Source organism: Rhodococcus sp. H36-A4, from assembly GCF_027158005.1.
Taxonomy (GTDB): Bacteria; Actinomycetota; Actinomycetes; order Mycobacteriales; family Mycobacteriaceae; genus Rhodococcoides.
In genome coordinates this window covers 25459-49209 of record NZ_JAPVLQ010000007.1, presented here as the reverse complement: position 1 = coordinate 49209, position 23751 = coordinate 25459, and the positions used below count along the sequence as shown (strand labels likewise).

Here is a 23751-nt window from a genome sequence, read left to right as displayed (position 1 = left end):
GTGGCTAGAGCTTCCGCGAGATCACGAGTCGCATGATGTCCGAGGTTCCTTCCTCGAGCTCTTCGAGCTTGACGTCGCGCATCCACTGCTCGACGGGGAACTCGCGGGAGTAGCCCCAACCGCCGAGGGTCTGGATCGCCGCGTGGGTGACGAACATGGCCATCTCCGAAGCCGTCAGTTTGGCCATTGCAGCCAGCCCTGTCGAATCGTGGCCGGCGTCGAGTGAACGAGCTGCATGCAATACCAGCAGGCGCGCGGACTCGATGCGATTTGCCATGTCTGCCAACCGAAATGCGACGGCCTGGTGCTCGATGATCGGCTTGCCGAACTGGGTGCGGTTACGGGCGTAGTCGAGTGCGAACTCGTAGGCCGCGCGCGCTGAGCCGACGGCCGCTGCGCCGAGCACGATGCGCGAGATATCGAAGGTTTTCATCAGACCGATGAAGCCTTGGCCTTCGTCTCCGAGTCGATCCTCGTCGGGGACGAAGACGTCGTCGAAGAACAGCTCGCGGCAGACGATTGCGCGCTGGCCCATCTTCTTCATAGGCTCGCCCCAGCTCAGACCCGCCACGTCGCTCTTGATCAGGAATGCGGTAATCCCCTTGGACCGCTCGTTGCGGTCCGTCTTGGCGAAAACTACGTACTGACTGGCCGCGCCGGCGTTGGAGATCCACACCTTCTGGCCCTTGATCTTGTATCCGCCGTCGACCTTGGTGGCGTAAGTGACCATGGATGCGGCGTCCGAACCTGATCCCGGCTCGGTGGTCGCGAGAGCCGTCAGCAGGGGCGAAGTGCCGGTCAGTGGACGCAGCCACTTTTCCTTCTGCTCATCGGTGCCGAGCTCGAGGATCGGGTCGGAGAAGAAGCCGTTGGAGCACACGAAGTTGCCGATACCCGGATCACCGAAGCACAGTTCCTCTTGGACCAGGCACTGAGTGAAGACGTCGGTGAACCCGCCGCCGCCGAACTCCTCCGGGATCATGTAGTCGGTGATGCCGACCTGCGCGGCCTTCTGGAAGATATCGACGGGTGTGACCGTGTCGGCCTCGTCGACCTCGCGGCCACGGGGGCGGATCTCCTTCGCTGCGAAGTCGCGGCAGAGCTTGACGATCTCGCGCTGCTCGGTGGTGAGGGCCCAGGGCTCGAACGCGGTGAGGGTCATCTTGATGGCCTTTCTTAATTGACTGGTCAGTTAACTATGTACCGAAGTGTCTGAAATGTAAATAGATGCGCGAAAGTTGCTCGTATTCAATGGTTCACATCTGCACCGACGTCCATTCCGTGAACTCCTCGAAGCCGATCACACCGAGCTCACGGCCCAGACCGGAGAGCTTCCAGCCACCGAACGGCGCCAGCGGGTTGAACAACGCGCCGTTGATATCGACCTGCCCGGTATCGAGTCGTGCCGCAATCTCCAGTGCAGCTTCCGCATCCGCCGACCACACCGCGCCGGCCAACCCGTAGTCGGTGGCATTCGCCAGCGCGATAGCGTCGTCCTCGTCCTCGTAGGCCTCGACGACCAGGACCGGGCCGAAGATCTCCTCGGTTGTCACCGGATCACCGCGTTCGATACCGCACAGAACCGTCGCGCGCACGTAATGCCCGTCGAGTCCGGGGATTGGATCCGAGCCGCCTGCCGCGACCCGCGCGCCGCGCTCGATCGCGCCGTCGACCGCAGCCAGCACCGACAGTCGTTGCTTGTGCGAGACCAACGGACCGAGATCGGTGCTGCGATCGGTCGGATCCCCCACCACCAGCGCGTCGGCACGCATCGCGGCCAACGTCACGGCCTCGTCGTAGCGCTCCTGCGGCACCAACAACCTGGTCCACGCGCTGCACGTCTGTCCGCTGTTGAGCATCGCGGCGTCCACTGTGGCGGGTACCGCGACTTCGAAGTCCGCGTCGGCCAGCAGCACCGAGGCGGACTTCCCGCCGAGTTCGAGGCACGCCCGCTTGATCAGCTCGCCCGCTGAGCGGCCCACCTGACGGCCCACCGTGGTGGAGCCGGTGAAGGACACCACTGCGACATCGGGGTGCTCGGTCAGCGCAGGCCCGAGCACGGTTCCGGAGCCGGGCAGCAGGTTCACCAACCCGGCGGGGAGCGAGGTCTCGAGCACCGCGTCGCAGAACAGGTACGTGGTGATCGGAGTCAGCTCGGCGGGTTTGAGCACCGTGGTGCACCCCGCTGCCAAGGCCGCACCGACCTTCGCCGCCAACTGGTAGAGCGGATAGTTCCACGGCGTGATGCATGCGACCACCCCCGCCGGGCGACGCAGCAGCACCGAGTTGCCGGTTCGCTCACGTAGCGGGGTGTCCCGTGCAATGACGGCGAAGGACTCGATGATCTCGATCGCCAAATCCACGTGGGCCTCCTCGGCCACCGTGATCGGCGCACCGACCTCTGCGATCGTTGCTGCGACCAACTCGTCCCGGCGATCACGTAGTGCGGCCACCAGTTCTTCCAGTGCCGCCGAGCGCTGCTTTCCGGTGGTCCGGCCCCAGCCCACACCCGCGGCGACTGCGGCCGCGACAGCAAGGTTCACGTCTGCCACGGTGGCGGACGCGGCCCGGCCGACGATTTCACCGGTGGCAGGATTCTCCACATCCGTCGTAGTCGAGCGCGGTTCCCAGCGCCCGCCTATCAATACGGTGTCGCGCATCCAGTTCTGCGGTGCGGTCATGACTTCTCCTCGCGAATGTGAATGACGGTGGGCCTATCGGCCGCGAAAGCTTTCGTGACCGCGTCGGTCAAGTCGGCCGAGGACTCCAGGCCGACACCCAGACAACCCATCGAGCGGGCCAGCGCAGGGAAGTCGATGGCGGCCAAGCCCACCGCGTGGACGGGGTCGGATCGTTCGATCATCTCGTCGCGGATCTCGCCGTAGCCGCCGTTGTCGACCACGATGATCGGCAGCGGCACAGCGAGTTCCGCGGCCGCGGCAAGTTCGGCGATGGTGAACATCACGCCGCCGTCACCGAGCATCGCCACAACTTGCCGGTCACCCGCCGCGATCTTTGCGCCGATCGCTGCGGGCAGTCCGTAGCCGAGAGTGCCGACACCCGTCGGGTAGAGGAAGGAACGCGGCCGGTGCAACGGCAGGTTCGCCATGGCGCCGTAGTAGCAGGCCATGGTGGAGTCGCCGACGAGTATCGCGTCCTCGTCCAGCGCCTTGTCGAGTGCGGCGAGAATGCCCAGGTAGTTTTTGCCCTCGACCTCTGAATCGGACCGCAGCCTGATACGCCACTGCGCAGCACGCTGCATAGCGGGTTCGCGAACCAACCCGTCGATGAGCGCGCGCAAAGTCGCGGACGCGTCACCGATCAGTGCCACCTCAGGAATCGCGTTGGTGCACAACGATGTCTGGTCGATATCGATACGGATCAACTTCCCCTCCGCCTCGAGCGGCCCGTACCAGAAGTCCGAAGGCGCGAGCTCGGTGCCGACGGCGAGTATCGCGTCGGACTCCGTGACCAGGTCCTTGACCGACGGCAGATGCACGCCAGCCCCGAGCGAGAGGTCGTGACTTTCCGGCAGTACGCCTTTGCCATTGGTGGTGGTCAGCACCGGAGCTCCCAGCAGCTCCGCCAACTCCCGCAATGGGGTTGCCGCACCAGAAGACCCGCCGCCCGCGATGATCAACGGCGAGTCTGCCGCTGCCAACAATGCGCGGGCCGTCTCCAGTGCAGCCACGGGCGCAGTCACCGCGGACTGAGCAATCGGGCCGAGGATGGTCACGGGTGCCGCCTCGTCGAGAATATCGAGAGGGATCTCCAAGTACGCCGGTCGTGGTCGGCCAGAGGTCATTGCGGCGAAACATTGAGCGACAGCGAGCGGGATCTCCGCGACGCTTGTCACCCGTTGGCTATGACCCACAATCGAATCCATTGCGCCGGTCTGGTTCTTGATCTCGTGCAGGATGCCGTTGCCATTGCTCGGGTGCCGCAGGGGTAGTCCTGGCGAAATCAATAGCACCGGAATGGAATCGGAGTATGCCTGGGCTGCAGCGGCAGCGGTGTTGAGGATGGCCGGGCCGGACGTCGTAATCGCCACTCCCGGCTTGCCCGACGTGCGCGCGTAACCGTCGGCCGCGTACCCGGCCCCCTGCTCGTGCCGGGTGAGCACGTGGGTGATCTGCGACTCCGCGAGCGCGCCATAGATCGGCAGGTTGTGGGTACCAGGAATACCGAATACCGTCCGGACGCCATGAGCTTCGAGCGCGGCAACCAGCGCTTGGCCGCCGTTCATGTCAGTTGCCATTTCAGGCCTCGTTTCGAGGATCGGTGTAGATCGCCTTGCCCAGCCACTGCCCGCCATCGACCACAAGGGTTTCGCCGGTGACGTAGGCGGCCCGGTCGGACAGCAGGTAGGCCGCGGATTCCGCTACCTCCTCGGGTGTGGTGAACCGGCCCGCCGGCACGCTGGAAAGTACACGGGCACGGGCCTTCTCGTCGGGCCACAGCGCGGCGCCGGCGCCCTCGGTCTCCGTCGGTCCCGGCGCGATGCAGTTGAGCCGGACACCGCGCGCAGCCCACTCCACTGCCAAGGTTCGCGTCATCGCAACCACCCCAGCCTTTGCTGCGGCGCTGTGCACGGTGCCAGGGTGTCCGTGCCACGCATAGGTGGCGATGGTGTTGAGGATCGCGCCCCGGCCGGCGGCGAGCATGTGCTTGCTGGCAGCGCGAGTGCCGTAGAAGCTGCCGTTGAGGACGATGTCGATGACCGCCTTCCAGCCGCCCGGTGACAGGTTCTCACCGGGCACGACGAAGTTGCCAGCGGCATTGTTGACCAGCACGTCGAGGCGGCCGTGCCGTTCGACGACGCCGTCGATCAACGCCTCGACCGCTGCGGCATCGCGTACGTCGCAGGTCAATGCTTCACCTTTCCCTCCGGCAGCCTCGGCGAGGCGGACGGTCTCGAGCAACGGCTCTTCGCGGCGCCCGACTACGGCTACGGTGCCTCCCGCTGCGGCGTAGCGTACTGCGATGGCCCGGCCGATCCCCGATCCCCCGCCGGTGATAACGGCGACGCGGCCGGCGAACTCGTTACGAATATCTGGTGCAGTCATGTCGATGTCCTTGCTTGTCAATGCTTCTGAGAAGATTTGGGCTTTTGAAGAGATTCAGTAGGGGGGTTCTTCGATGATCAGTGCGTCCACCGCAACGATGCCGTTCGGTCCTACGCGTAGCGGATTGAGCTCGATCTCCGAGATGCTCGAGTGGGCGGCGGCAAGTTCGGAGACTGCCACGACAAGATCGGTCAGTCCGGAGATGTCCACCGCAGGCTTGCCGCGCCAACCGAGTAACAGTGCGTGGCAATGGAGTCGCTCGATCATCGCCGCGGCGGTGCTGCGATCCACGGGCGCCATCTCGATCGCGACGTCACGGTAAACCTCCGCCTCGGTGCCTCCAGCTCCGACGACCACGACAGGTCCGAGGTCACGATCGCGGCGTACACCCAGCAGGATTTCCACGACGTCCGGGCGCCGGTCCATCTCCTCGAGGATGTACTCGCCGTCGCCGAGCGTGCCGTGCATCTGGGCAAAGGCTTCGCGGGCATGCGTCACGTCTCGCAGACCGACCGCTACGCCGCCGACCTCGCTCTTGTGCTCGAGCCAAGCGGCTTTGAGGACGAAAGGAGCCGTGAGCTCAGCGGCTGCTCGGTCGATGTCCTGGGCCACGAGAACGCGGCCACTGCCAGGAAACTCGACCCCAGCTCGACGCAGAAACGATTGAGCCGCAGGATATCCCGGGCCGATCGGAGTGTGGTCTGGCGCCGATACGGTCATCTCTCGACCGGATCGTTGCAGGGCGGTAACAGAGGACAGGGAGGACACCGCAGCCTCGATACTGGCGTAGGCCGGGATACCGTGTTCCCACATCGCCTCGATCGCGGGGCCCTCTGCCACCATCGAATGCACCAGCAATGGCTTACCTGCCGCGCGAGCCGAAGCCGCCATTCGCTCGACCAAACCGGTTTCGCAGGCGGCAAGAGTTGGTGTGTCGACGCCGTAGCTGCCGAAGTAGCCGGTCAACAGCACCGAGTCCACTTCCTCCGATGCCAGCATCTGCTCGACGACGGTGGCGTAGGTGGCCAAGTCCTTCTCGCCGGCTCCGGCGAGATCGACGGGATTGCTGACCGCAGCACCGTCCGGCAGCATGTCCGTCAGGGCGCCCGCCAGTGGTTCGCTGAACGCCGCAACTTCCAACCCGGCCATGGATGCAACGTCGGCCGCGATACCGGTCTGTCCCCCGCTGTCACCGACTACGCCGACACGGCCGCCGGCGGGTAGGTGCGCCGACATCAGCAGTCGCGCCACCTGAATGATCTCGGTGGGGGTGTTCACTCGCACCGCGCCGGCGGCACGCGCTGCCGCATCCACGACATCGAGTGCGGAGGTCATCGATCCGGTGTGCGAACGAGCCAGCCGGGTGCTGGCCGCGCTGGCACCCACGGTCAACAGGATCGTGTGCTTGCCGGCCGCGCGTAGTCGGGCGATCGTCGAGATCAGTTGCCGGCCGCCGGCGAAGCTTTCGAGATAGAGAGCAACGACTTTGGTGCGCTCATCGCCGATCAGGTCTTCGAGCAGCTCGGCCGCTATTACGTCGGTCTGGTTTCCGATGGAGACGAACCGTGAAATACCCAATCCGGCGCGGTCTGCGAGCGTCGCGATCTCCGAACCGAGCTGTCCGCTCTGCGAGATGATCGCGATGGAGCCTGGGGTGAATTCACCCCAGGCCAGCTGCAGTGTGGTGGAAGCATCGAAGATGCCGAGGCTGTTCATGCCGACCAGCCGGGCGCCTGCTGCTGTGATCCGCTCGCCGATCTCCTGCTCGCCGGGTGCTCCGGCGGTGATACCGAGGAATCCGCGCACTCCTAGTGCCAATGCCTCGTCGACGACTGCGCCCACCGTGGCCGGTGGCACGCACAGCGCCACCAGTTCCGGCACGGCTGGTAGGTCCGCGATGCTCCGGTAGCTGCGCTCGCCGAGGATGTCGGCGCCGCTGCGGTTGATCAGATACACGCTGCGCCGATCGCGGCCTCTGAGTGCGCCGCGGGCCAGCCAGTAGCCCCACTTCGACAGATCCGCAGACGCCCCGATGACGGCAACCGACTCCGGATCGGTGAAGACGCGCAGGCTTGCGCCGACGATCGTGGTGTTAGCCATAGCGATGAAACTCCTCTTTCAGTAAGGCTGGTTCAGCGATCGAGGACGGTGAGGTCGACTGTGGGCCAATGCGCGTGTACCGATGCGCCGGGCGTGACCGCGTCCGCCATGTGCGGGACGGGCGTGCGGGCGATCAGCAAACGGCCGTCCAACGTCCGGACCTGCACTTGCCGACAGTTTCCGAAATAGACTGTGTCCTCGACAGTTCCGTCGATCTTGTCGTGGTCGGCGGCGATGGTCTCCCCCACGCCGATGATGCCGATTCGTTCGGGGCGCAGCATGACGCTGGCCGTTCCGCTGGGTTCGGTGGCCGGCACCCGGAAGCGGTTCGCAGTGTCGTTCTCGTAGAAGACACCGTCGGTGATCGTGCCCGAGAAAATATTCGACGCGCCGATGAATTCTGCTGCGTAGGTGCAGTTCGGGGACTTGTAGAGCTCCTCGGGTGTGCCGACCTGGACGATTGCGCCGTTTCGGAGCAACGCGATGCGGTCGGACATCGCGAGGGCCTCGTCCTGGTCGTGGGTAACGAAGACGAAGGTGATGCCCAGTTCCTTGTGGAGGCGACGGATTTCGAGCTGCAATTGCTCGCGCAGCAACTTGTCGAGCGCACCGAGGGGCTCGTCCATGAGAAGCACCGGTGGGCGGAATACCACCGCGCGGGCCAGCGCCACGCGCTGCTGCTGCCCACCCGAAAGCTCCGACGGCATCCGTGCTCCGAGGTGACCGAGCTGAACCAGCTCCAGGGCGTCGGCGACGCCCTTTTTGATGTCCGCCTTGTTCCACCCGTGGCGGCGAAGCGGGAAGGCCACGTTCTCGGCGACGGTCATGTGGGGGAAGAGTGAGTAGTTCTGGAACACCACTCCGAAGCCGCGCTTGTGGGGTGGCACCTTGGTGAGCATCCGACCATCGACTTCGACGTTGCCGTCTGTGGGCTTGATGAAGCCCGAGATGATATTGAGAAGCGTGGACTTTCCGGAGCCGCTGGCGCCGAGCAGCGTGAGGAATTCGCCACCGCGGATGTCGAGGTCCAGGTTGTCCAACACGGTGGCCTGACCGTATTTCTTGGTCACGCCGGTGACGGTGATGGCCGCGCCTGGCTTCTCGCTTGTGGCCGGGGATTTCAGGGTTGCTGTGCTCATGACGTTGCTCCAATCGTGGCGCCGGCATTGCGGTGCCGATACGTGCGAATGCTCAGACGGATCAGCTTCATTGCCCCGAACAAGAGGAATGAGCCGATGATGACGAACAAGGTCAGCCCGGAGATGGCGGCGACGGTCGGGTCGACCGAGACCTTGACGCCGGACCAGATCCGCACCGGCAGCGTGGTCATTTCCGGTCCGGAGAGGAAGATCGCGCTGACGACCTCGTCCCACGAGGTGATGAAGGCGAACAGGGCTCCGGCAAAGACGCTGGCTGCGATGTTCGGGAATGTCACGCGGAAGAAGGTGGAGATCGGTCCCGAACCGAGGCTTTGCGCCGCGAGTTCCAACCCTCGGTCGAAGCTGACCAGCCCGGAGGCCACATTGATAATTACGTACGGCACCGCCAGCGCGGTGTGCACCAGCACGAAGCCGAGCGTCGTCTCGGTCACCCCCATCTTGAGGAAGACGATGTAGACCGCGAGGCCGACGATGACGTACGGCACGATGACCGGCGCCAGCAGCAGTGCTGTGAGCGCCCCGCGGAACGGGTACTTTCCGCGGACCAGGCCCATAGCGGCCAGCACGCCTAGCACTACCGCACAGATGGTCGAGAGGACCGCCACTCGCAGACTTACCAGCGCCGACTCGATCCAGGTCGGATCGTTGATCAGCTGCTCGTACCAGCGGGTGGAGAACGCCTTCGGTGGGAATTGCAGGAAAGCACTGTCCGAGAAGGACATCGGGATGACGACCAGTACTGGCATCAGGAGGTACGCAATGGTCACCGCGGCGACGACGATCAGCGCCGCGCGGGTCAGGAGTCTAGTCATGATTGCCCCATCAAGTATTTCTTCATGTCCACGAATCGGCTGGCGATGGCGAGGAGTACGAGGGTGCTCACGAGCAGCAGGACACCGAGCGCGGCTGCGAAACCGAACCGCAGCACTGTGCTGACTTGTTGGACGATGAGCTCGCCGATCATCGTGTTCTGCGGACCGCCCAGCAGGGCGGGCGTGATGTAGTAGCCGAGTGCCTGGATGAAGACGAGGATCACGCCGGCGAACATGCCGGGCATCGTCAGCGGCACGTAGACCTTGGCGAATGCCAGCGAGGGCCTGGCCCCGAGACTCTCTGCCGCTTGGAGCAGCCGACGGTCGATCCCGCGCATCGTGGCGTATAGCGGCAGCACGGCGAACGGCAGCGTGATCTGAACCATGCCGAACAGCACCCCCGACATGTGACGTAGCAGCGGCAGGGGTTCGTCGATGACGCCCATCGAGTCGAGGGCGGTGTTCAGCGCGCCGGTGTCCCGCAGCACGAGCACCAGCGCGAAGCTGCGTACCAGCAGGCTGGTCCAGAACGGTACGAGGACCGCGATGATCATCACGGCTCGCCAGAACGGGGTCGCCAGAGTCATCAAATACGCATAGGGGAACGCGATGAGCAGTGTCAGCACCGTGGTGCCGATTGCGACGACGAAGGTGTTCTTCAGGACCTTCAGGTAGAGGGAGTTTTCCCAGATCGCCCGGTAATTATCCAGTCCGACAGTGGGATCGGTGAAACTCTTGGAAAACATCATGATAAGTGGCGCGATGAAGACCACGAGTAGGAACACCACCACCGGCAACAGCAGCAGCGACCACCCGTTGGTCTCGAAGCGTGACCGCCACGGCGGCTTTGCACTCTTCGGCGGTTTGGGAGCCGTCACTTCGACCGGGGCTTCGAGAACATGACTCATGAGATGGCCCACGCATTCAGTCGCTCGGTGACTTCGTTGTAGTGCTCGGCCCAATAGCGGTAGTCGATCGCGCCGGCCGATTCTTCGATGTTGGCCGGGTAGGTCGAGAGTTCCTTGGCAATATCGGAGGGGACCTCGTCGAGCGCCGCGGGATTGACGGGTGCGAACAGACTGCCTTCGGCATCACGGGCCTGGCCCTCGACGTCGCCGAGGAAGTGGACCATCCAGTCCATCGCCAGTTCTGTGTTCGGGTAGCCCTTGGGGATGACCACCTGGTCGTGCGAGATCAGGTTCTCTCCCCATTCGTTTGCGATGGGTTGATCTTCAGCCGCAGCTTGGCCGACTCGACCGTTCCAGGCTTGGACCAGGGGCGCTTCGCCACTGGCGACCAGTTGAGCCTGCTCGTCTCCAGTGTCGTAGAAGACGATGTCGTCCTTGATCGTGTCCAGCTTGCGGAATGCGCGATCCAGATCGAGCGGATAGAGATTCTCCGGCTCTACCCCGTCTGCCAGCAGTGCGGCCTCGAACATGCCGCCGGTGGCGTAATTCCAGAAACCGCGTTTGCCAGGAAAAGTGTCGGTGTCGAAGAACTGAGCCCAGGTGGTGGGGTGAGCGTCGGGGAAGGTGTCCGTGTTGTAGGCGATAGTGAACGCGTACAACAAGACTGGGATACCGCAGTCGCTCATGAACTTCGGATCGATGTTCGCGGCGACGGCCGCGGCCTTCACCTCCTCGGACAACGGGGTGAGGGTGCCGTTCGCGCAAGCAGTCTCTGCGTAGTTCGGCTCTACCTCGACCACGCCCCACTTGACGTTGCCATTGTCGACCTGGGCGGCGATCTTCGCGTAGTCCGAGGGCGAGTCTTGGCGGACCTTGAGACCGTTCGCCTTCGCCCACGGAGTCACGTAGCTCTCGATGTGGGTCTGCTGACCTGCCCCTCCCCACATGGTGACGGTGAGGGTTTTCGACGGATCACCGCCCACCCCGCACGCAGAGAGAGCTAGCAGTGCGGCCAGCCCTACTGCGACTCGGGATCCAATTTTCGCTGATCTCACGCTCGACTCCTTAGTTGACTGACGCGCCAGTTAGTTATGAAGTGTGGCGTGCGTCATGATGAAAGTCAAGATGTGATGCGCGTCTAGTTCCGAGCTCGCCGACAATCGGGTGGGCTACGTGAATCCGCTCCAATAGGCCGGGCCTCGAACGTGAGTGACCGCGACGCAGTACTCCATCTTCTCGCGTGACCGAACAGTGCTGAAAAAAGAACGTTCGACGCGAATGCGCCGGCACCGGTGATTCACCTATACTTCGTGGAACAAGTTGTCGCATAATACAACTCGTCCGCGCATAGACCGTTTCCAACAACGGCATGCTTCGATCGGGACTAGTTGACGGCCGCGCCGATCGGCCCGAATGGATCCCGAATTCCGTGCAATCCTAGGTCACGATATGCGTGTCGACGGCGCAACTACCCGAGGCACTGTCGTGCGAACGACCGACCCCAGTCAGGTCCGGCATCTCGTCGTCCGAGACCCGATCCAACAGCTCCTACGAGGGTGAGAAGGTCGAGTGTCGGCCGTGCGAGGTATTGCGTGTACGGACGCTCCGAGTCCGGCACCCTCCACCCGATGGCGGACAGCGAATCGAAAATCGCCGCGTTACGTTCGGTCCCATCGCATCCTGCTGCCACAGTCACCAGAAGCAGAATCCCGGCGTCAACTTCCAGGTCGGACTTGCCCAGTGGGGATCTCGAGACTGCACGGCGCCACAAACCTACGGGATCGTTGGCGAGTTTTCGACCATCCTGTGTCAGGATCAGTCGCCCCTTGAGCACTCGGGCGAGGCCGAGGTCTTTCAGTGCGGTACGCATCCAATGAACCTGATGATTGTCGATTTCACGCGAGGAGTTGACGATCCAGTCCCGCCCCCAGTCCAACTCGTCCCGCATTGCCGCGACGTCAACGGGTCGTAAGTAGTTGGCAGCGGTCAATTGAAGCCCTTCCGGGCCGATGCGAGCAAGCATCCAGGACAGCTTCTCCATGGCGACGCCGGAGATGACTGGGTCCACGTCGACGTCGTCGAAGTCGATGAGTCGAAGCATAGGCGTGAGAAATCGGTGGTAGTCGAGCGGCGCGCGGTCGAGGATCGTTCCCAACAACGGCGTCGCACGGGTGACCAGTCGACTCAGGTCACTGAGATCGCGCCTGGACACAATCCGCGCGTTGGCCTCGTCCACCTCGAATCGACCTGCCTCGAACGTTCCAGCCCACTGGCGATAGTGCTCGTGCTCCTCACGCCCCGGGTCGGCGAGGGCCTCCAGGAAGTCCTTGTATCCGTACGGTCCCCCGCAGTCCTCGGGAGGGCACGCGCGCTCACCGCCGAGGCAGCGGACGCCGTCGTCACCCAGCCTGCCGATTGCCTCCACGACGAGCCGGTGCTCCCAGTTGTCGCCGAAATCGTATTGATATCCGAGGCTGTCACCCACCCGGGACAGCAACCGGCCTATCGGGATGTCGTCCTCGGCAATCCCGGTACCGTCGTCGCCTTCGTCGAGCGAGAACTGCATCTCGAACCGTTGACCATCACCGGCACCGCCTTCCCCTGAAGAGAATGCGTGTAAATGTCGGTCCTCCCAGCCCATCGCATCCTGAATCACGTTGTGCAACTCGGGAAGAAGCAGGTTCGAAGGCAGAGCAAGACGCCGCCACACCGGTGGCTCCACTTCATCCAGTGTCACCTTGATTGTCAACAACACAGGCCGGTCAGTCTCCGTCACCCGCACGACATTAGCTCAACCGCAACCGCCGGCCTTTGAAGGCCAGATCAGCGAACTTGCAACCAATCCCTCCCGAAAATCGATGGCTAGCTGTCCACCTCGACGCCGTATCGCACGGCAAGTTCCGCCAGACCGTCGTCGTACCCTTGACCGATTGCGCGGAACCGCCAGCCCGCTCCTCGGCGGTAGATTTCGGCAAGGAGCAATGACTGCTCGGTCGTCGCCGCGTCGAGAACCGCTGTGGCTACGGGAGCCCCATGCCCGTCGAGAGCGATCGACACAGCACCGATATCACCGAACGTGGCGTCGCCTTCGATTGCTGCCGCGACCACGATCCGTTCGCAGTCGGCTGGCACCGACGTCAGATCGATGCCGATCCCCTGTTCACTGTCCCCATCAATAGTCAGCGTAACTCCACCGTCCGACGTCGCCGGTGCATTGAAGAAGACGAAATCTTCCTCGCTCGAAACTAATTCGTCGCTGTTGAGCAGGAAGGCGACCACATCGACGGGCGCGCTGTCGGTGTCACTTGCTCGCCAAGACACGTTGACGGACAACGAAGTCATGCCCGGGTCGAGGTCGAGAACACCTCCCCGCGGAACGAGAGGGGCAATCTTCGGTCGTACGGGGCCAACTGCAACCGGGTGGTCCAGATTCAACGCACTGTCGACCAGCACCGGGGTGAGCACTGTTAATCCACGTTCGGCGACTCGCGGCATCCGAGGGTCGCCATCACCATCGGTCAGCACCAGAACGTCGGTCACACCCGCACTCAGGTTCACTGCCGGCGTCGCGCCGAGCTGAATCAATCGCGAACGCATCAAGACAGACTCGACGTGCGACCCACCCATCACCAGTACGCGTCGGTCTTGCCACGGCTTGTCGGCCCCGAGGCTAGCCGGAGGTGACAGTGGCGAAGTAACGACGACCGATGCCCTCGCGCCCTTGGCAGTCCCCGAACGCACTGCGTCGAGGAGGTCGAGGATCTGCGACTCGCCCACGACCTCCAGCCCGTTGGCGCGGGCGCGCCGAACCTTGCCACTCTCGGATGTCGGATCGGAGCAGACCACCAGACTGGTGTAGCGGCTCACCGAATTCATGACGTCGAGCCCTGCCCGATCGAGACGGGCGGCCAGTTGTAGCCGTGGAATATTCGTGCTTCCACTGATTACGACGCGCATCCCCTGGATCAACCCCTGTGACGGGTCGAACCGGCCCGGATTCTCCCAACCGCAGTCGGTCCGTGGGACGGAGTCCGGATACAGCGTCAAGCGCTCGGTGCACATCGTCACCGGCAGTGGCAGATCCAACGATCGGGCCAGACGCGAACTATGGGTGAAGATCTGCGCCAAAACGACAGCATCGTCGTATGCATCGTGCGCGTTGGACTGCATGACCTTCCAATGTGCAGCGAGCGTCGCGAGTTTGTGGTTCGGTAGGTCGAGTTGTAAGCGACGTGACAACGCGACGGTGCACAGCCGCTGTTTGGTGGGCATGTCCACACCTGCGCGCATAGCTTCCAATTTCAAGAACCCATGGTCGAAGCTCGCGTTGTGCGCGACCATCGTTCGACCGTCCAGCATCTCCATGAGCTGCGGAGCAACATCCTCGAACTTCGGCGCACCTGCCAGCCGATCCGGAGTGAGCTTGTGAATATGCACCGGACCAGGATCGCAACCCGGGTTCACCAAGGTAGACAGTTCGCGGCCGACATTGCCGTTCTCGTCGATCGTCAATGCGGCAATACTGAGAACACGGTCGCGGCTTGCCTTCAGGCCGGAAGTCTCAACATCGACCACGACCCAGCGGTCGTCCGTGGCCGTAGTGGCATTGCGCATCTTTCCTGCTTCCGACGATAGCGGTCCGATCTCCGGTCACTATGCAGCATCTACGGTGAGCACACCACCAGAACACAATCCAGTCCCGGACTCTGACGTGAACTGCCCGAGACAGAAGTTCATTCACTCGAATGAACGAACTGGTGAATATGTCCAGTTTCTCATTGGATAATTGAAAAGCACTTTCGCCGTAGTACTCCCGCTACCGGCCCTCGGAAAGCCTGTCACGAACGGATCGTACGAATGCCCGATGAATCACTGTCCGCGCAGCCTGGATGGTATCCGACCCCGGATGGCCGCCAGCGGTATTGGAACGGCTCGACGTGGCTGGATCTGCCGGAGCCATCGGGACCCTCGGCGCCCACCAGCGTGAAGACCCCGAGGTGGCGCCCATCCAAGAAACTTGTCATCATCGCTGCCGCAGCTTTGCTCGTGTTAGCTGTCGGAGGAATTACCGCCACGGTAGTTCACGACTCGAACGTAGAGGCGGAACGACAAGTTGCGCAGGACGCCGCCGATCAAGCCGCACAACAAGAGTCCGACCGTGTCGCAGCCGCTGCCGCAGCACAGAAGAAGGCGGACGACTCCGAAAGGGTCTCGAGGCTCATTTCGGTAAGCGGCATCGAAAGCAGCATCAAAAAGATGGCCGAGGACCACATCTCGAAAGGCATCGTTGATGGGCCGATCATTTCGGTATCGTGTTCACCAGTGAGCGGAGGATCGGCCGACGATCTCACTGCGACAACGACTGTATTCGAGTGCTTTGTTTCGAACGAAGACAACGGAGATGGGACCATGAGTGGTTACAAGTACCACTCCACGATGAACTGGACGACGGGGAGTTACACCTACGGCTTCGGCGCACCGTAAGCGAGTCCTCAGACCGATCGTCCCAGCTGTTCGGCTGCGTCGCGCAGTTGAACACCGATTCAGTCGGTCGCGTCGTCGAACATGTCGCGGGCTGCGCCGAGGTGCAACCGCCGAGGCCCGCCGAGTCAGCTCTCCAGAGACTGGGGGATTTCGAGTGCGGTCATCATTTCGTCTCTACCTGCTGCGCAGTGCGGTAGTGCCCGGCGATCTCTTCCAGGGCGCCTTCGACCACCAGTCCCCTACCGACGGCGCGCACGATCTCCTCGTCGACTCCCAGGTCAGTTGCGATCTCGTCGGCTGACACTTCCGATGCAGCAGATCGCTGGAGTAAGCGCTCGCGGACATCGTTGCGAGAGACGATTCCTCGCTTCGGCTGCGCTAATACCGCATCGTCGAGATGACGTGATGATTCGGTTGGTTCACTTATCGGAGTTTGCGATTCACGCACCACCTGCGCCGAGGAGACCTCGGAAGCCTGAGCGATGGGCTCTATCCTGCGCGTCCGAGTTGCCGCCACACCAGACATCACGGGGGCACCAGCAAGGGCCTCCTCTTCAGCAATGTCTTCCACGACCGATTCGTCAGCGGTCAGTGTTATCGGGGCCCATGTCGTCGGCGCCTCCTGTCCTGCGGAGGCGTTCACCGAGTACGGGGAGATACCGAGTGTGTCGAGCGTTTCCCATAGGGACGAAAGCGCAGCCTCCTGGTCCAGGTAGTACTCGGATTCGCGTAACCGCCAGAATGTCCAGCCGACGCGTTTGATCTCTTGTTCTCGCTCCAGATCGGCGTTCCGCTGTTCGGGAGTCGAATGAAACGCGTCGCCGTCGCACTCGACGGCCAGCCTCGACGCGCCACCGGTGACAACCAGATCGATTCGGCGGCTGTTGACCTCGACCTGGGGGTTGACGTGATAGCCGCGAGCGACGATATCGTTGAACACTCGCTGCTCGAAGAGACTGTCGAACGGTGACTGGCGAACGTCACGACTGACGTTCTCCGGCATGGCTTCTGCCGGAACCGGCGAGGTCGAGCTGATATAGGTCAGCAATGACTTCCTGAGGTCACCTGCTTTCAGTCGATCCGCCGTCACGGAGTGGAACAGCCAAAGCTGATCTTGCGCGCGTGAGGCAGCCACGTTGAAGCGGCGTTGGTACTCGCTCTGAGTCAAGGAGATGAACTTCTGCTCTGGGGCGACGACCAGTGACAGCATCACCACATGACGTTCGTCGCCCTGAAAGTCGGGTGGTGTACCGACTCTCAGCTTCCGCTCTTCGTACACTTCGGCGGACACCCGGCGCATCAGGAGGTTCTCGATGACGTCGACCTGTGAGCGGCCCTGAAGCACCACGACTCCGAAGGTCTTGCCGTCGTAGGCCGGGTTGTCGAAGCACTCGATCAGTTGGTCGACAATGGCGGCTGCTTCGAGTTCGTTTCTGAGCGTTGCGCCCTTGCCGAGATGAACGGCGCCTTCGACATAGGTGTGAGCCAGCGGTGGGAGCCGGTCTGCACCGAACTGTCGAACCGGGATCAGCGGCGAATCACGGTAGAACTGGTTGCTCGACCAGTTGATGATTTCCGGCATGCACCGGAAGTGCTCACGTAGCCGGACCACCTGGCCGAATCGAGTCCGCAGCATCGAGAACAGACTCGACCGCGGAGTAAGCGTTGTGCGCACATGCTCAGGTAGGTCACCCAGATAGAGGTCGAGCCGATCGAAAATCGTGTCGAGCGCGCCGCTCGACACTTCGCTCGGTGTGCACTGCTTGTCATCGCCCACGACGATGACGCGTGGCGCCAACCAGAGTAGGAACAGACTCGTGATGTCTGCTTGGCTGGCCTCGTCGACGATGACGACGTCGAACGTATTGGGTTTTGCTGGAATGGATGAGAGAACTTGCTGAAGCGGCATCACCCAGGCCGGGACCGCGCTCTGCGCTTCGAGCATCGCCGAACGAGCTGCGCTGCTGTACTTCTCCGCATACTTGCCAGTGCCCATACCGATGTTGGCGACATGGTCGCGGTATGTCTGCAGTGCTTGAACTTCCGTGGCAGTCATCCGCTTGAGCGAGTCGCGCCACGCGCACGCTGCGGCAAGCTGGGATGTCAGTTGCGCAATATCGGCGTCGACGGCGTCGAGTTCCGCATCGAGCTCTTGCTCCCTACCGGTTCGGTGCTGCGAGACAATCCATTCCTGGGCACGTCGCCACGCCCACGCTTTGTCGAGTTCCCAACCGATTCGGTCCCATTGCTCGTCGCCGGCCGTAGTTCGAACGAGCTTCGCAAGGGCGGGCGCTGCTTCGGCTAAACGGGACTCCAATTCGGTCAACCGCAGTTGGTTGATTGTTTCACTGCACGCCGAGACATACTGATCGACTGAGTCTTCCAACGCGCTGAAGTCAGCCGAATCGAGCGTGTGGATCAATACCTCTCCCTCGGGTGAGGGAGCTTTGTCCGCCTCGAGCGACACGGATCGGACCAGCTGATCCAACTCCGCGCGTGCGCTTTCCACATCCGACCTCGTGGCTATAGCACCGGCCGCGCCGGCGATCGATGACGCTTCGGCCAGCGAACGAACCCTCGGGTGCGAATGCGAAATAGACCTGAGCTGAGAGACCAACTGATCACGAGTTGCTACAACGTTTCGAATAACATCCAAGGATCGGAACGTGCCTTGCAAGCTGTTGATCTGCAGGCCTCGCGATCCGTCGACGACTACCGAAATGCGCAGGTCGGCGAGGAGCATCCCCGCTGAGCGGATAGCGTCCAAAGCCCTCACGTGCTCCGCCACTGCACGGAGTGCGCTGGCGTCGGCCGCGGGAGCACCATCCACGGTGGCGACAATGCCTGACTGTTCGTAGGCTCGCTGCTGAACGCTCTTGAAGAATCGACCCGACTTCCATTTCGCACCTGTCTCCAGAGCGACGGCCAACGCGTTGAGGACAGTCAGGCCCTGAGATGTGGAGTCCGAGCTGTAGGCATCTCGCGGGCCCACCGCGGAGTCTGCTCGCACCGCGATATCGAGAATCGCGGGCAGAGAATCAACACGCGCCCAGAGGTAGTCGGCATCGCCGGACAGGACACGGTCGGCCAGTTGCTGGAATTGGGGCGAGAGTTGCTGCACGTCGTCGACGAGACCATGCAAACTCTCGCACAGCGACCGAACCTGTTGCGCAGTAGACAGGTCGACGCCCCCGAGAATCTCGATGAGCTGCGCGGATTCGGCGGTATCTGTCGAAACCTGCGTGGTAGCTCGGGCGAAAAGCTCTTCCAGTGCCGGCCGATCCGGCAGCAAGAATTCGATAGGAGTAAGTAGTTTGGCCGGCCGAGCACTCTGAGTCGGTGACGCAGTACTGATGAGCTTGCGCAGTTCACCGATCTCTTTGCCGGACAGGGAAGGTTGCTTCGCGTGCAGTGGCCCGGGAAGCCACGAATACGCCGCCTCGTTTGCCTTTACCTGCTTGACGATCGACGCTGCGCTACCTTCGTATCCGTCGGAAACAGGAGGATGCTGGTAGGTTTCGGCTTCCCGCAGCGAGCGAATGCGTTCGAGGATGACTGAGCGATTCTGCCGGGCGGCCTGCCGTCGGGCAGCAAAATCTTTGATTCGTTGATCTTCGAGGCGCTCGTTGAACGAGGATTTGCGCTCGGCGATCGTCGCGACACTTTTGTTCAGCTCGTGCGAGCCACCTCGTGCAAGATCGGTGATGGAGACACAGAGTTCTTGCATCTCGACCGGCAACTTGTCCCGCAGTACGCGGAGTGCCTGCGATTTCTCGCTCGTGACGAGGACTCGTTGACCGCGAGCCAACAACGCCGAGACGAGGTTGGCGATGGTGTGGGTCTTGCCTGTTCCAGGCGGACCTTCGACGACAACGCCGCTGTCCTTACCCAACCGTTCCAGGATCTGTGACTGCTCGGCATTGGCAGGAAGCGGGAAAAGAGGATCGTCGGCGAGTGTCGAAGAAGCGGCAGCGCCGACGCTCTGTAGCCAATGGAGACGGTCGTCGGGCTCGATCGCTTCCACCAGCTGAGCCAATCCCAGAGGCACTGGGGAATCGTCCGCCTCGACGTCGGCGATCATCTTCTCGTAGTACTCGACCAGTGCAAACGCCCCACGCTTACGAAGCACCAATGCTGGTGACGGCGTGAGCATCTTGTCCGCTTTGGCAGCGGGTTGTTCCAGTAGTTCGTTGACCTCGATGGTCTGTGTCAGGGCCCGCGGTGCCCAGTCTTTGAGGAACAGCAGAACGCCATCACTCAGCGGCGATGCGGCCTGCTGTTGTAGCTGCTTCTGCAAACCGAGCGAACCCGAGGAATCGAAATCTGATCTACCCGTAAGGAGCTGGGTGTCCTCGAGTCGTGGCGAGCTCATCGGTGTCAGGCGTACAACGAGATCACCGGTTGCTTCGTCACGATCAACCGACGCGCTCTGAGTGATCAGATGGGTCTGCACAGCGTCTTCGGTGTCGAACGACGCAAGAGAAAGCAGCCCTGATGCCAGAACCAGTTCGACGGATTCCGGACGGGCAGACAGTTCCTGCATCATGCGTTGCAGCGCCTGATAGAACTCTGCCTGCGGTCGCCTGATGCGATCGGATGCAGCCCAGGCCTGCCACGTCGGCAACCACTCAGCGAATGCGCTGCGCACTGTCTCCGCTTCTGGTGAGTCTCGCTGGATGGCGTCGAGACCGGGCAACGAACAGGTTTCCGACAGCTTCGGAGACTTCGTTCGACTATCGGTAACCAGCTTCGTGTCAAGCCATCCTGTGAGAACCTTCGGGACCGGCGGCGGATCTTCGATGCTGACTCGTGAGGCACGGACAGCGATGCCGCCGTGCACGACCGACGGGTCGACCTGGGTGACCCCGTCATCACGGAACAGCCATTCGACCTGCGCGTGCTGCTGAACCTGCAACACCGGACTGGTGCGAGACTTTACGATCTCGCGGAGGAACTGCATGAGGCGCTTTACCCGCCCCTTGAGTTCTGCGTCGTGTTCCCGACTAGCCACTGCCAACTCCAAATTCGCCCCCGGAGGCGACGTCTTCGCTCCCGCGGACAATCTATCGGTTGCCTCCGACACGTAATCCGTTAGCAAGAGGAAAGTGCGCGCGGGTCTGCCGACAGCAACCCTGCAGCGGGCCCGCCCTGCGTGCCAGGGTGAGGTGAGTCCACTGGTTCATAGCAACCCGGGCGGCCTGCGGGACGGAGAACTATTCTGCTTCAACCAATAACGAGTGGGACTTCCCTGGGTTCAGTTGACTCGTGGGGTTGAGTGATCCAGGCTCTGAGGCAGCTTCCTCACAGGCACGCCTATTCGTATCGAAACTTATTTCGCCCGAATGGATGTTGTCGCATGTCCATGCTCGATAACGAGCGCACATCGCACGGACCTACCGTCTCCTTGCTCGACGACCCCGAAGTTGACGCCCGAACCGTCGTACGTCGTCGCGGCGTACTCACGTCCGAGCTCAGAGCATGTCGAGTCTGGGCTCCCACTGACCCTCTGGTCGAACTGGGCGCCGACGTACTCGATTTCGTGCGGCTGGTTGCACGCTACGACAGGCTCGCCCGACAGTCGCGCGCATTCTCTGAGAACATCGGGGACAGAGCCACTTTGCGCCCTGGTGATGTCATCGAGCGTCCCGCCCGCAAGTTCGGAGACACTGTTTGGTCGCACAGTGCATGCATCCCCGTCGTGCTCGACATCCAGGAGTAATGCATCGAGTGCCGGGTCAAGACCCCACACTTGTGTAATGCCCGGTAGGGTGCAGTCGGATCCTGGCACGTCGTTCTGAGTCGGTGGAGCCGCGCACCCGGTTTCGCCTTCGGGACATCGCAGCCCACGTGAATCAAGATCCCCTTGTGGGCCCTCCGAGGAGCCACTCGCCCCGGCCGCCGACGAATCCGCAGTCTTGAAGATCGGCGCTACAAGTGTGACTACTGCTGCGACGGCGACCACGGCACCCGCAATCGCAGCAACGATATGGGTCCAACGCGGCGGGTGATCGTCATTGTTGCTCGACATTTTCGGTGGCCCCGATTCAGACGATCTCTACAGACGTCAGTAGCGCTGTCGTCGTGTCGCAATTTCCAGAGCTGTCGACTTGCTCAACACGAACCCTCACTACGCTGACACCGTCGAGCTGTGTCGTCAGCACAGCTTGCTGATCGAACGAGACCTTTCTGACGTCCACGGATCGCCCATCGGCAAGCAAGCTGAACTGCAGAATCGCAGATGAGCTCTTGCTGTCCTGACTCTGCGCCACAGCAATATTCAGGGTTCCTGATTCCAAAGAAAACCTGAACTCCAGTTCTCTGTCCGAGTAACAGCCTACGTTGGTGGCGAGTGCCTGAACTGGTTCCGGCACCTTCGGCACCTCGTAGCTTCCCTCGATCCAACTATCGGTTTCCTGCGCATCCGCCAGGCGGAGCGATTGTTTGCCTTTACGGATTATCGGAACGCCCGTGCTGGTCGACGCCGCGCTCGTCGTCGCTGAGGCACGCTGCGTGGTAGTCGACGACGTAGAGGATGGGACTGATTCCAATTGTGGGGCTTCCGCATTCGCTCGATCGGACTGCGAGGAGGGGTCTTCCTCTCCCCCACATCCAGCGACAAGAACAAATGTCATCAGAACTGCAGCCACGGCTGATAAACGCATGCGCCCCCCAGTGCATCCCCTGCCCGCGTTCGTCGCGGACCGCGCAAGCATACAACTTTGACTTCATCTACCGGTGACAGATCTGCCGAGCTCCGCTGCCGACTACTGTCGAACCGGCTCTGTTACCCACCCGTTTCCGGCACTATCCTGGTGTGCCACCTGCACCAAAAGGCGACCCACCACCTTGCACGACGCCTGACGCAGTGCTTCGACGCAGGATGCTCCACAGTGTTGGTATTCAGGCACCATGGACGCATCAGGGTACGTAGAAGCCGAGTCGTCGCAGGTGTACCAGCGGTCCGCAGTAGTGCCCGGATCCACCGGGCATCATTGGCAGGCTTCACCGCGGACATGTCAAACAAGAAGCACTTTTGATCGACGCCGTATGCCAAGCATGCAGACGCTGGTGGCAAAGACACCGCAACCGAGGAGAACGCAATGGAATGGTATGTGTCGATCTGGAACAGCGAGACGAAACGAATCGCCACACGGGGTGGCGAGGCGCATGATCGTGAGACTGCGATCAAGCAGCTCGTCGCGATGGGCCGTTCGCTCACGCACACCGAGGACGGCACGCTGATCGGTAAATTCGGCAATGTCGTCGTCGACGACGAGCCGGGCAACTCGGTCCCGTTCGGCGACCAGGACCTGAGTGACGACGAACTCCGTCGCCGGGTGCATGCCGCCATCGAGTACACGATGGGACGGAGCGAACCCGCGTACCAGCCTATTCAGACGATGCCGAGTGCACAGGAGGGTCCCACGAAGTTCTCTATCCCAATGGGTGTCGTCACCGATCAATGGGACCGAATTGCGCTGTGGCTCAGCACCTATCTCGACACCGCACCTGTGGTCCCCGCTGAGCAGATCGCCATCGACGACGCCATCGCACGCACCGGCGTTAGCTGGCCCGAGGAACTGCAGGCGCTTTTCAGGTCGGTCAACGGATTTCCACATGATGCGTGGGTGCCGCTGCTGCCGTCGCACGAGTTGTTCGATCTCGAGCGCGTGATCGACGAGCGTCAAGTGGAGCTCGAGGTCTGGGGCGAATTCGCCGAGGACATGGACGAGGACGAGTTGAGCACGTCGATGGCCGGGGACTCGGTGGGCACGTGGCTCCCAGAGTTCGTGCCGTTCGCGGGTGTCGACGGCACCCTACTGTTCGTCGACACCAGACCCGGTCCAATGTACGGATGCGTGACCGAATTCGACAAGGTCGGCGCGGACGACGGCGGAGCGCAGTGGATCTCGATCAGCGCGTTGCTCACCGACCTCGCTGATGCTCTCGAGTCGGGCCGCCCGTTCGCCGGGGTGTGGACACCGTCAGTGGTCGACGGGCAGTTGGAGTGGTTGTACGCCAACTAGATTGGACTCCTGGACCGGTCCGCAGCATCGCGTTGGCGCTGCACAGCATTTCTCGTGAGCGTCTACCTCTGCCGGAAGTCCGAGCCCTTCGACAGCATGGTCGGACTGTTCGGCACGGTTTTTGGTGAACTGCAGCATCCGGACCGACTGGATACTCCGTTGTTGCTGACGACCAAACTTCGCGGGACGAAACC

Annotated in this window: 16 protein-coding genes; 3 read left to right on the top strand and 13 right to left on the bottom strand. The window is 62.3% G+C overall.

Annotation, left to right across the window (positions count from 1 at the left end; translation table 11 throughout):
• Nucleotides 1-4: 4 nt before the first annotated feature.
• The 11 genes from O1W68_RS18850 to O1W68_RS18800 form a co-directional block, all read right to left on the bottom strand.
• Nucleotides 5-1162: an acyl-CoA dehydrogenase family protein gene (locus tag O1W68_RS18850; protein ID WP_136171587.1), complete on the bottom strand. Its 1158-nt coding sequence runs from the start codon at nt 1160-1162 to the stop codon at nt 5-7.
• A 94-nt stretch (nt 1163-1256) separates the two neighbouring features.
• A complete protein-coding gene (locus tag O1W68_RS18845) occupies nt 1257-2681 on the bottom strand; it encodes an aldehyde dehydrogenase family protein (protein WP_269306167.1) in 1425 nt (474 codons plus the stop codon).
• A complete protein-coding gene (locus tag O1W68_RS18840) occupies nt 2678-4258 on the bottom strand; it encodes a thiamine pyrophosphate-binding protein (protein ID WP_269306165.1) in 1581 nt (526 codons plus the stop codon). Before O1W68_RS18840 ends, O1W68_RS18845 begins: the two co-directional genes overlap by 4 nt.
• A gap of 1 nt (nt 4259) precedes the next feature.
• On the bottom strand, nt 4260-5066 hold the full coding sequence (locus O1W68_RS18835; protein ID WP_136171585.1) for an SDR family oxidoreductase: 807 nt from the start codon (nt 5064-5066) through the stop codon (nt 4260-4262).
• A gap of 54 nt (nt 5067-5120) precedes the next feature.
• Entirely contained in the window at nt 5121-7166 is a 2046-nt protein-coding gene (locus O1W68_RS18830) for an acetate--CoA ligase family protein (protein WP_269306161.1), read from the bottom strand.
• 32 nt (nt 7167-7198) lie between these two features.
• Entirely contained in the window at nt 7199-8305 is a 1107-nt protein-coding gene (locus O1W68_RS18825; RefSeq protein WP_269306160.1) for an ABC transporter ATP-binding protein, read from the bottom strand.
• Entirely contained in the window at nt 8302-9138 is an 837-nt protein-coding gene (locus O1W68_RS18820; RefSeq protein ID WP_269306159.1) for an ABC transporter permease, read from the bottom strand. The genes O1W68_RS18825 and O1W68_RS18820 overlap by 4 nt, the downstream gene beginning before the upstream one ends.
• Nucleotides 9135-10046 (bottom strand): ABC transporter permease, encoded by a 912-nt coding sequence (locus tag O1W68_RS18815; RefSeq protein WP_269306157.1) that lies wholly within the window; start codon nt 10044-10046, stop codon nt 9135-9137. Before O1W68_RS18815 ends, O1W68_RS18820 begins: the two co-directional genes overlap by 4 nt.
• Nucleotides 10043-11101, bottom strand: a complete 1059-nt coding sequence (locus tag O1W68_RS18810; RefSeq protein ID WP_210729889.1) for an ABC transporter substrate-binding protein — start codon at nt 11099-11101, stop codon at nt 10043-10045. The genes O1W68_RS18815 and O1W68_RS18810 overlap by 4 nt, the downstream gene beginning before the upstream one ends.
• 413 nt (nt 11102-11514) lie before the next feature.
• Nucleotides 11515-12822, bottom strand: a complete 1308-nt coding sequence (locus O1W68_RS18805; protein ID WP_269306154.1) for a plasmid pRiA4b ORF-3 family protein — start codon at nt 12820-12822, stop codon at nt 11515-11517.
• 86 nt (nt 12823-12908) lie between these two features.
• A complete protein-coding gene (locus tag O1W68_RS18800; protein WP_269306152.1) occupies nt 12909-14660 on the bottom strand; it encodes a TerD family protein in 1752 nt (583 codons plus the stop codon).
• Between the two features lie 243 nt (nt 14661-14903).
• Here O1W68_RS18800 and O1W68_RS18795 point away from each other — a divergent pair, with 243 nt between their 5' ends.
• On the top strand, nt 14904-15530 hold the full coding sequence (locus O1W68_RS18795) for a DUF2510 domain-containing protein (RefSeq protein ID WP_269306150.1): 627 nt from the start codon (nt 14904-14906) through the stop codon (nt 15528-15530).
• A 163-nt stretch (nt 15531-15693) separates the two neighbouring features.
• On the opposite strand, the gene O1W68_RS18790 is transcribed toward O1W68_RS18795, so the two are convergent.
• The gene (locus O1W68_RS18790) at nt 15694-20541 is read right to left on the bottom strand and encodes an AAA domain-containing protein (protein WP_269306147.1); all 4848 of its coding nucleotides are present in this window, start codon (nt 20539-20541) and stop codon (nt 15694-15696) included.
• Nucleotides 20542-20886: 345 nt separating this feature from the next.
• Between O1W68_RS18790 and O1W68_RS18785 the strand changes: the two genes are divergently transcribed.
• Entirely contained in the window at nt 20887-21249 is a 363-nt protein-coding gene (locus O1W68_RS18785) for a hypothetical protein (RefSeq protein WP_269306145.1), read from the top strand.
• Nucleotides 21250-21574: 325 nt separating this feature from the next.
• Here O1W68_RS18785 and O1W68_RS18780 read toward each other — a convergent pair whose 3' ends face one another.
• Entirely contained in the window at nt 21575-22192 is a 618-nt protein-coding gene (locus O1W68_RS18780) for a hypothetical protein (protein WP_269306144.1), read from the bottom strand.
• 438 nt (nt 22193-22630) lie between these two features.
• Between O1W68_RS18780 and O1W68_RS18775 the strand changes: the two genes are divergently transcribed.
• Entirely contained in the window at nt 22631-23557 is a 927-nt protein-coding gene (locus tag O1W68_RS18775; RefSeq protein ID WP_269306142.1) for an SMI1/KNR4 family protein, read from the top strand.
• Nucleotides 23558-23751: the final 194 nt, after the last annotated feature.

Excerpts from the sequence above, each read along its gene's own strand:
- O1W68_RS18850 (WP_136171587.1), bottom strand. The coding sequence starts at position 1,162 with ATGACCCTCACCGCGTTCGAGCCCTGGGCCCTCACCACCGAGCAGCGC.
- O1W68_RS18830 (WP_269306161.1), bottom strand. The coding sequence starts at position 7,166 with ATGGCTAACACCACGATCGTCGGCGCAAGCCTGCGCGTCTTCACCGAT.
- O1W68_RS18815 (WP_269306157.1), bottom strand. The coding sequence starts at position 10,046 with ATGAGTCATGTTCTCGAAGCCCCGGTCGAAGTGACGGCTCCCAAACCG.
- O1W68_RS18825 (WP_269306160.1), bottom strand. The coding sequence starts at position 8,305 with ATGAGCACAGCAACCCTGAAATCCCCGGCCACAAGCGAGAAGCCAGGC.
- O1W68_RS18800 (WP_269306152.1), bottom strand. The coding sequence starts at position 14,660 with ATGCGCAATGCCACTACGGCCACGGACGACCGCTGGGTCGTGGTCGAT.
- O1W68_RS18820 (WP_269306159.1), bottom strand. The coding sequence starts at position 9,138 with ATGACTAGACTCCTGACCCGCGCGGCGCTGATCGTCGTCGCCGCGGTG.
- O1W68_RS18775 (WP_269306142.1), top strand. The coding sequence starts at position 22,631 with ATGGAATGGTATGTGTCGATCTGGAACAGCGAGACGAAACGAATCGCC.
- O1W68_RS18785 (WP_269306145.1), top strand. The coding sequence starts at position 20,887 with ATGTCCATGCTCGATAACGAGCGCACATCGCACGGACCTACCGTCTCC.
- O1W68_RS18835 (WP_136171585.1), bottom strand. The coding sequence starts at position 5,066 with ATGACTGCACCAGATATTCGTAACGAGTTCGCCGGCCGCGTCGCCGTT.
- O1W68_RS18840 (WP_269306165.1), bottom strand. The coding sequence starts at position 4,258 with ATGGCAACTGACATGAACGGCGGCCAAGCGCTGGTTGCCGCGCTCGAA.
- O1W68_RS18795 (WP_269306150.1), top strand. The coding sequence starts at position 14,904 with ATGCCCGATGAATCACTGTCCGCGCAGCCTGGATGGTATCCGACCCCG.
- O1W68_RS18845 (WP_269306167.1), bottom strand. The coding sequence starts at position 2,681 with ATGACCGCACCGCAGAACTGGATGCGCGACACCGTATTGATAGGCGGG.
- O1W68_RS18780 (WP_269306144.1), bottom strand. The coding sequence starts at position 22,192 with ATGCGTTTATCAGCCGTGGCTGCAGTTCTGATGACATTTGTTCTTGTC.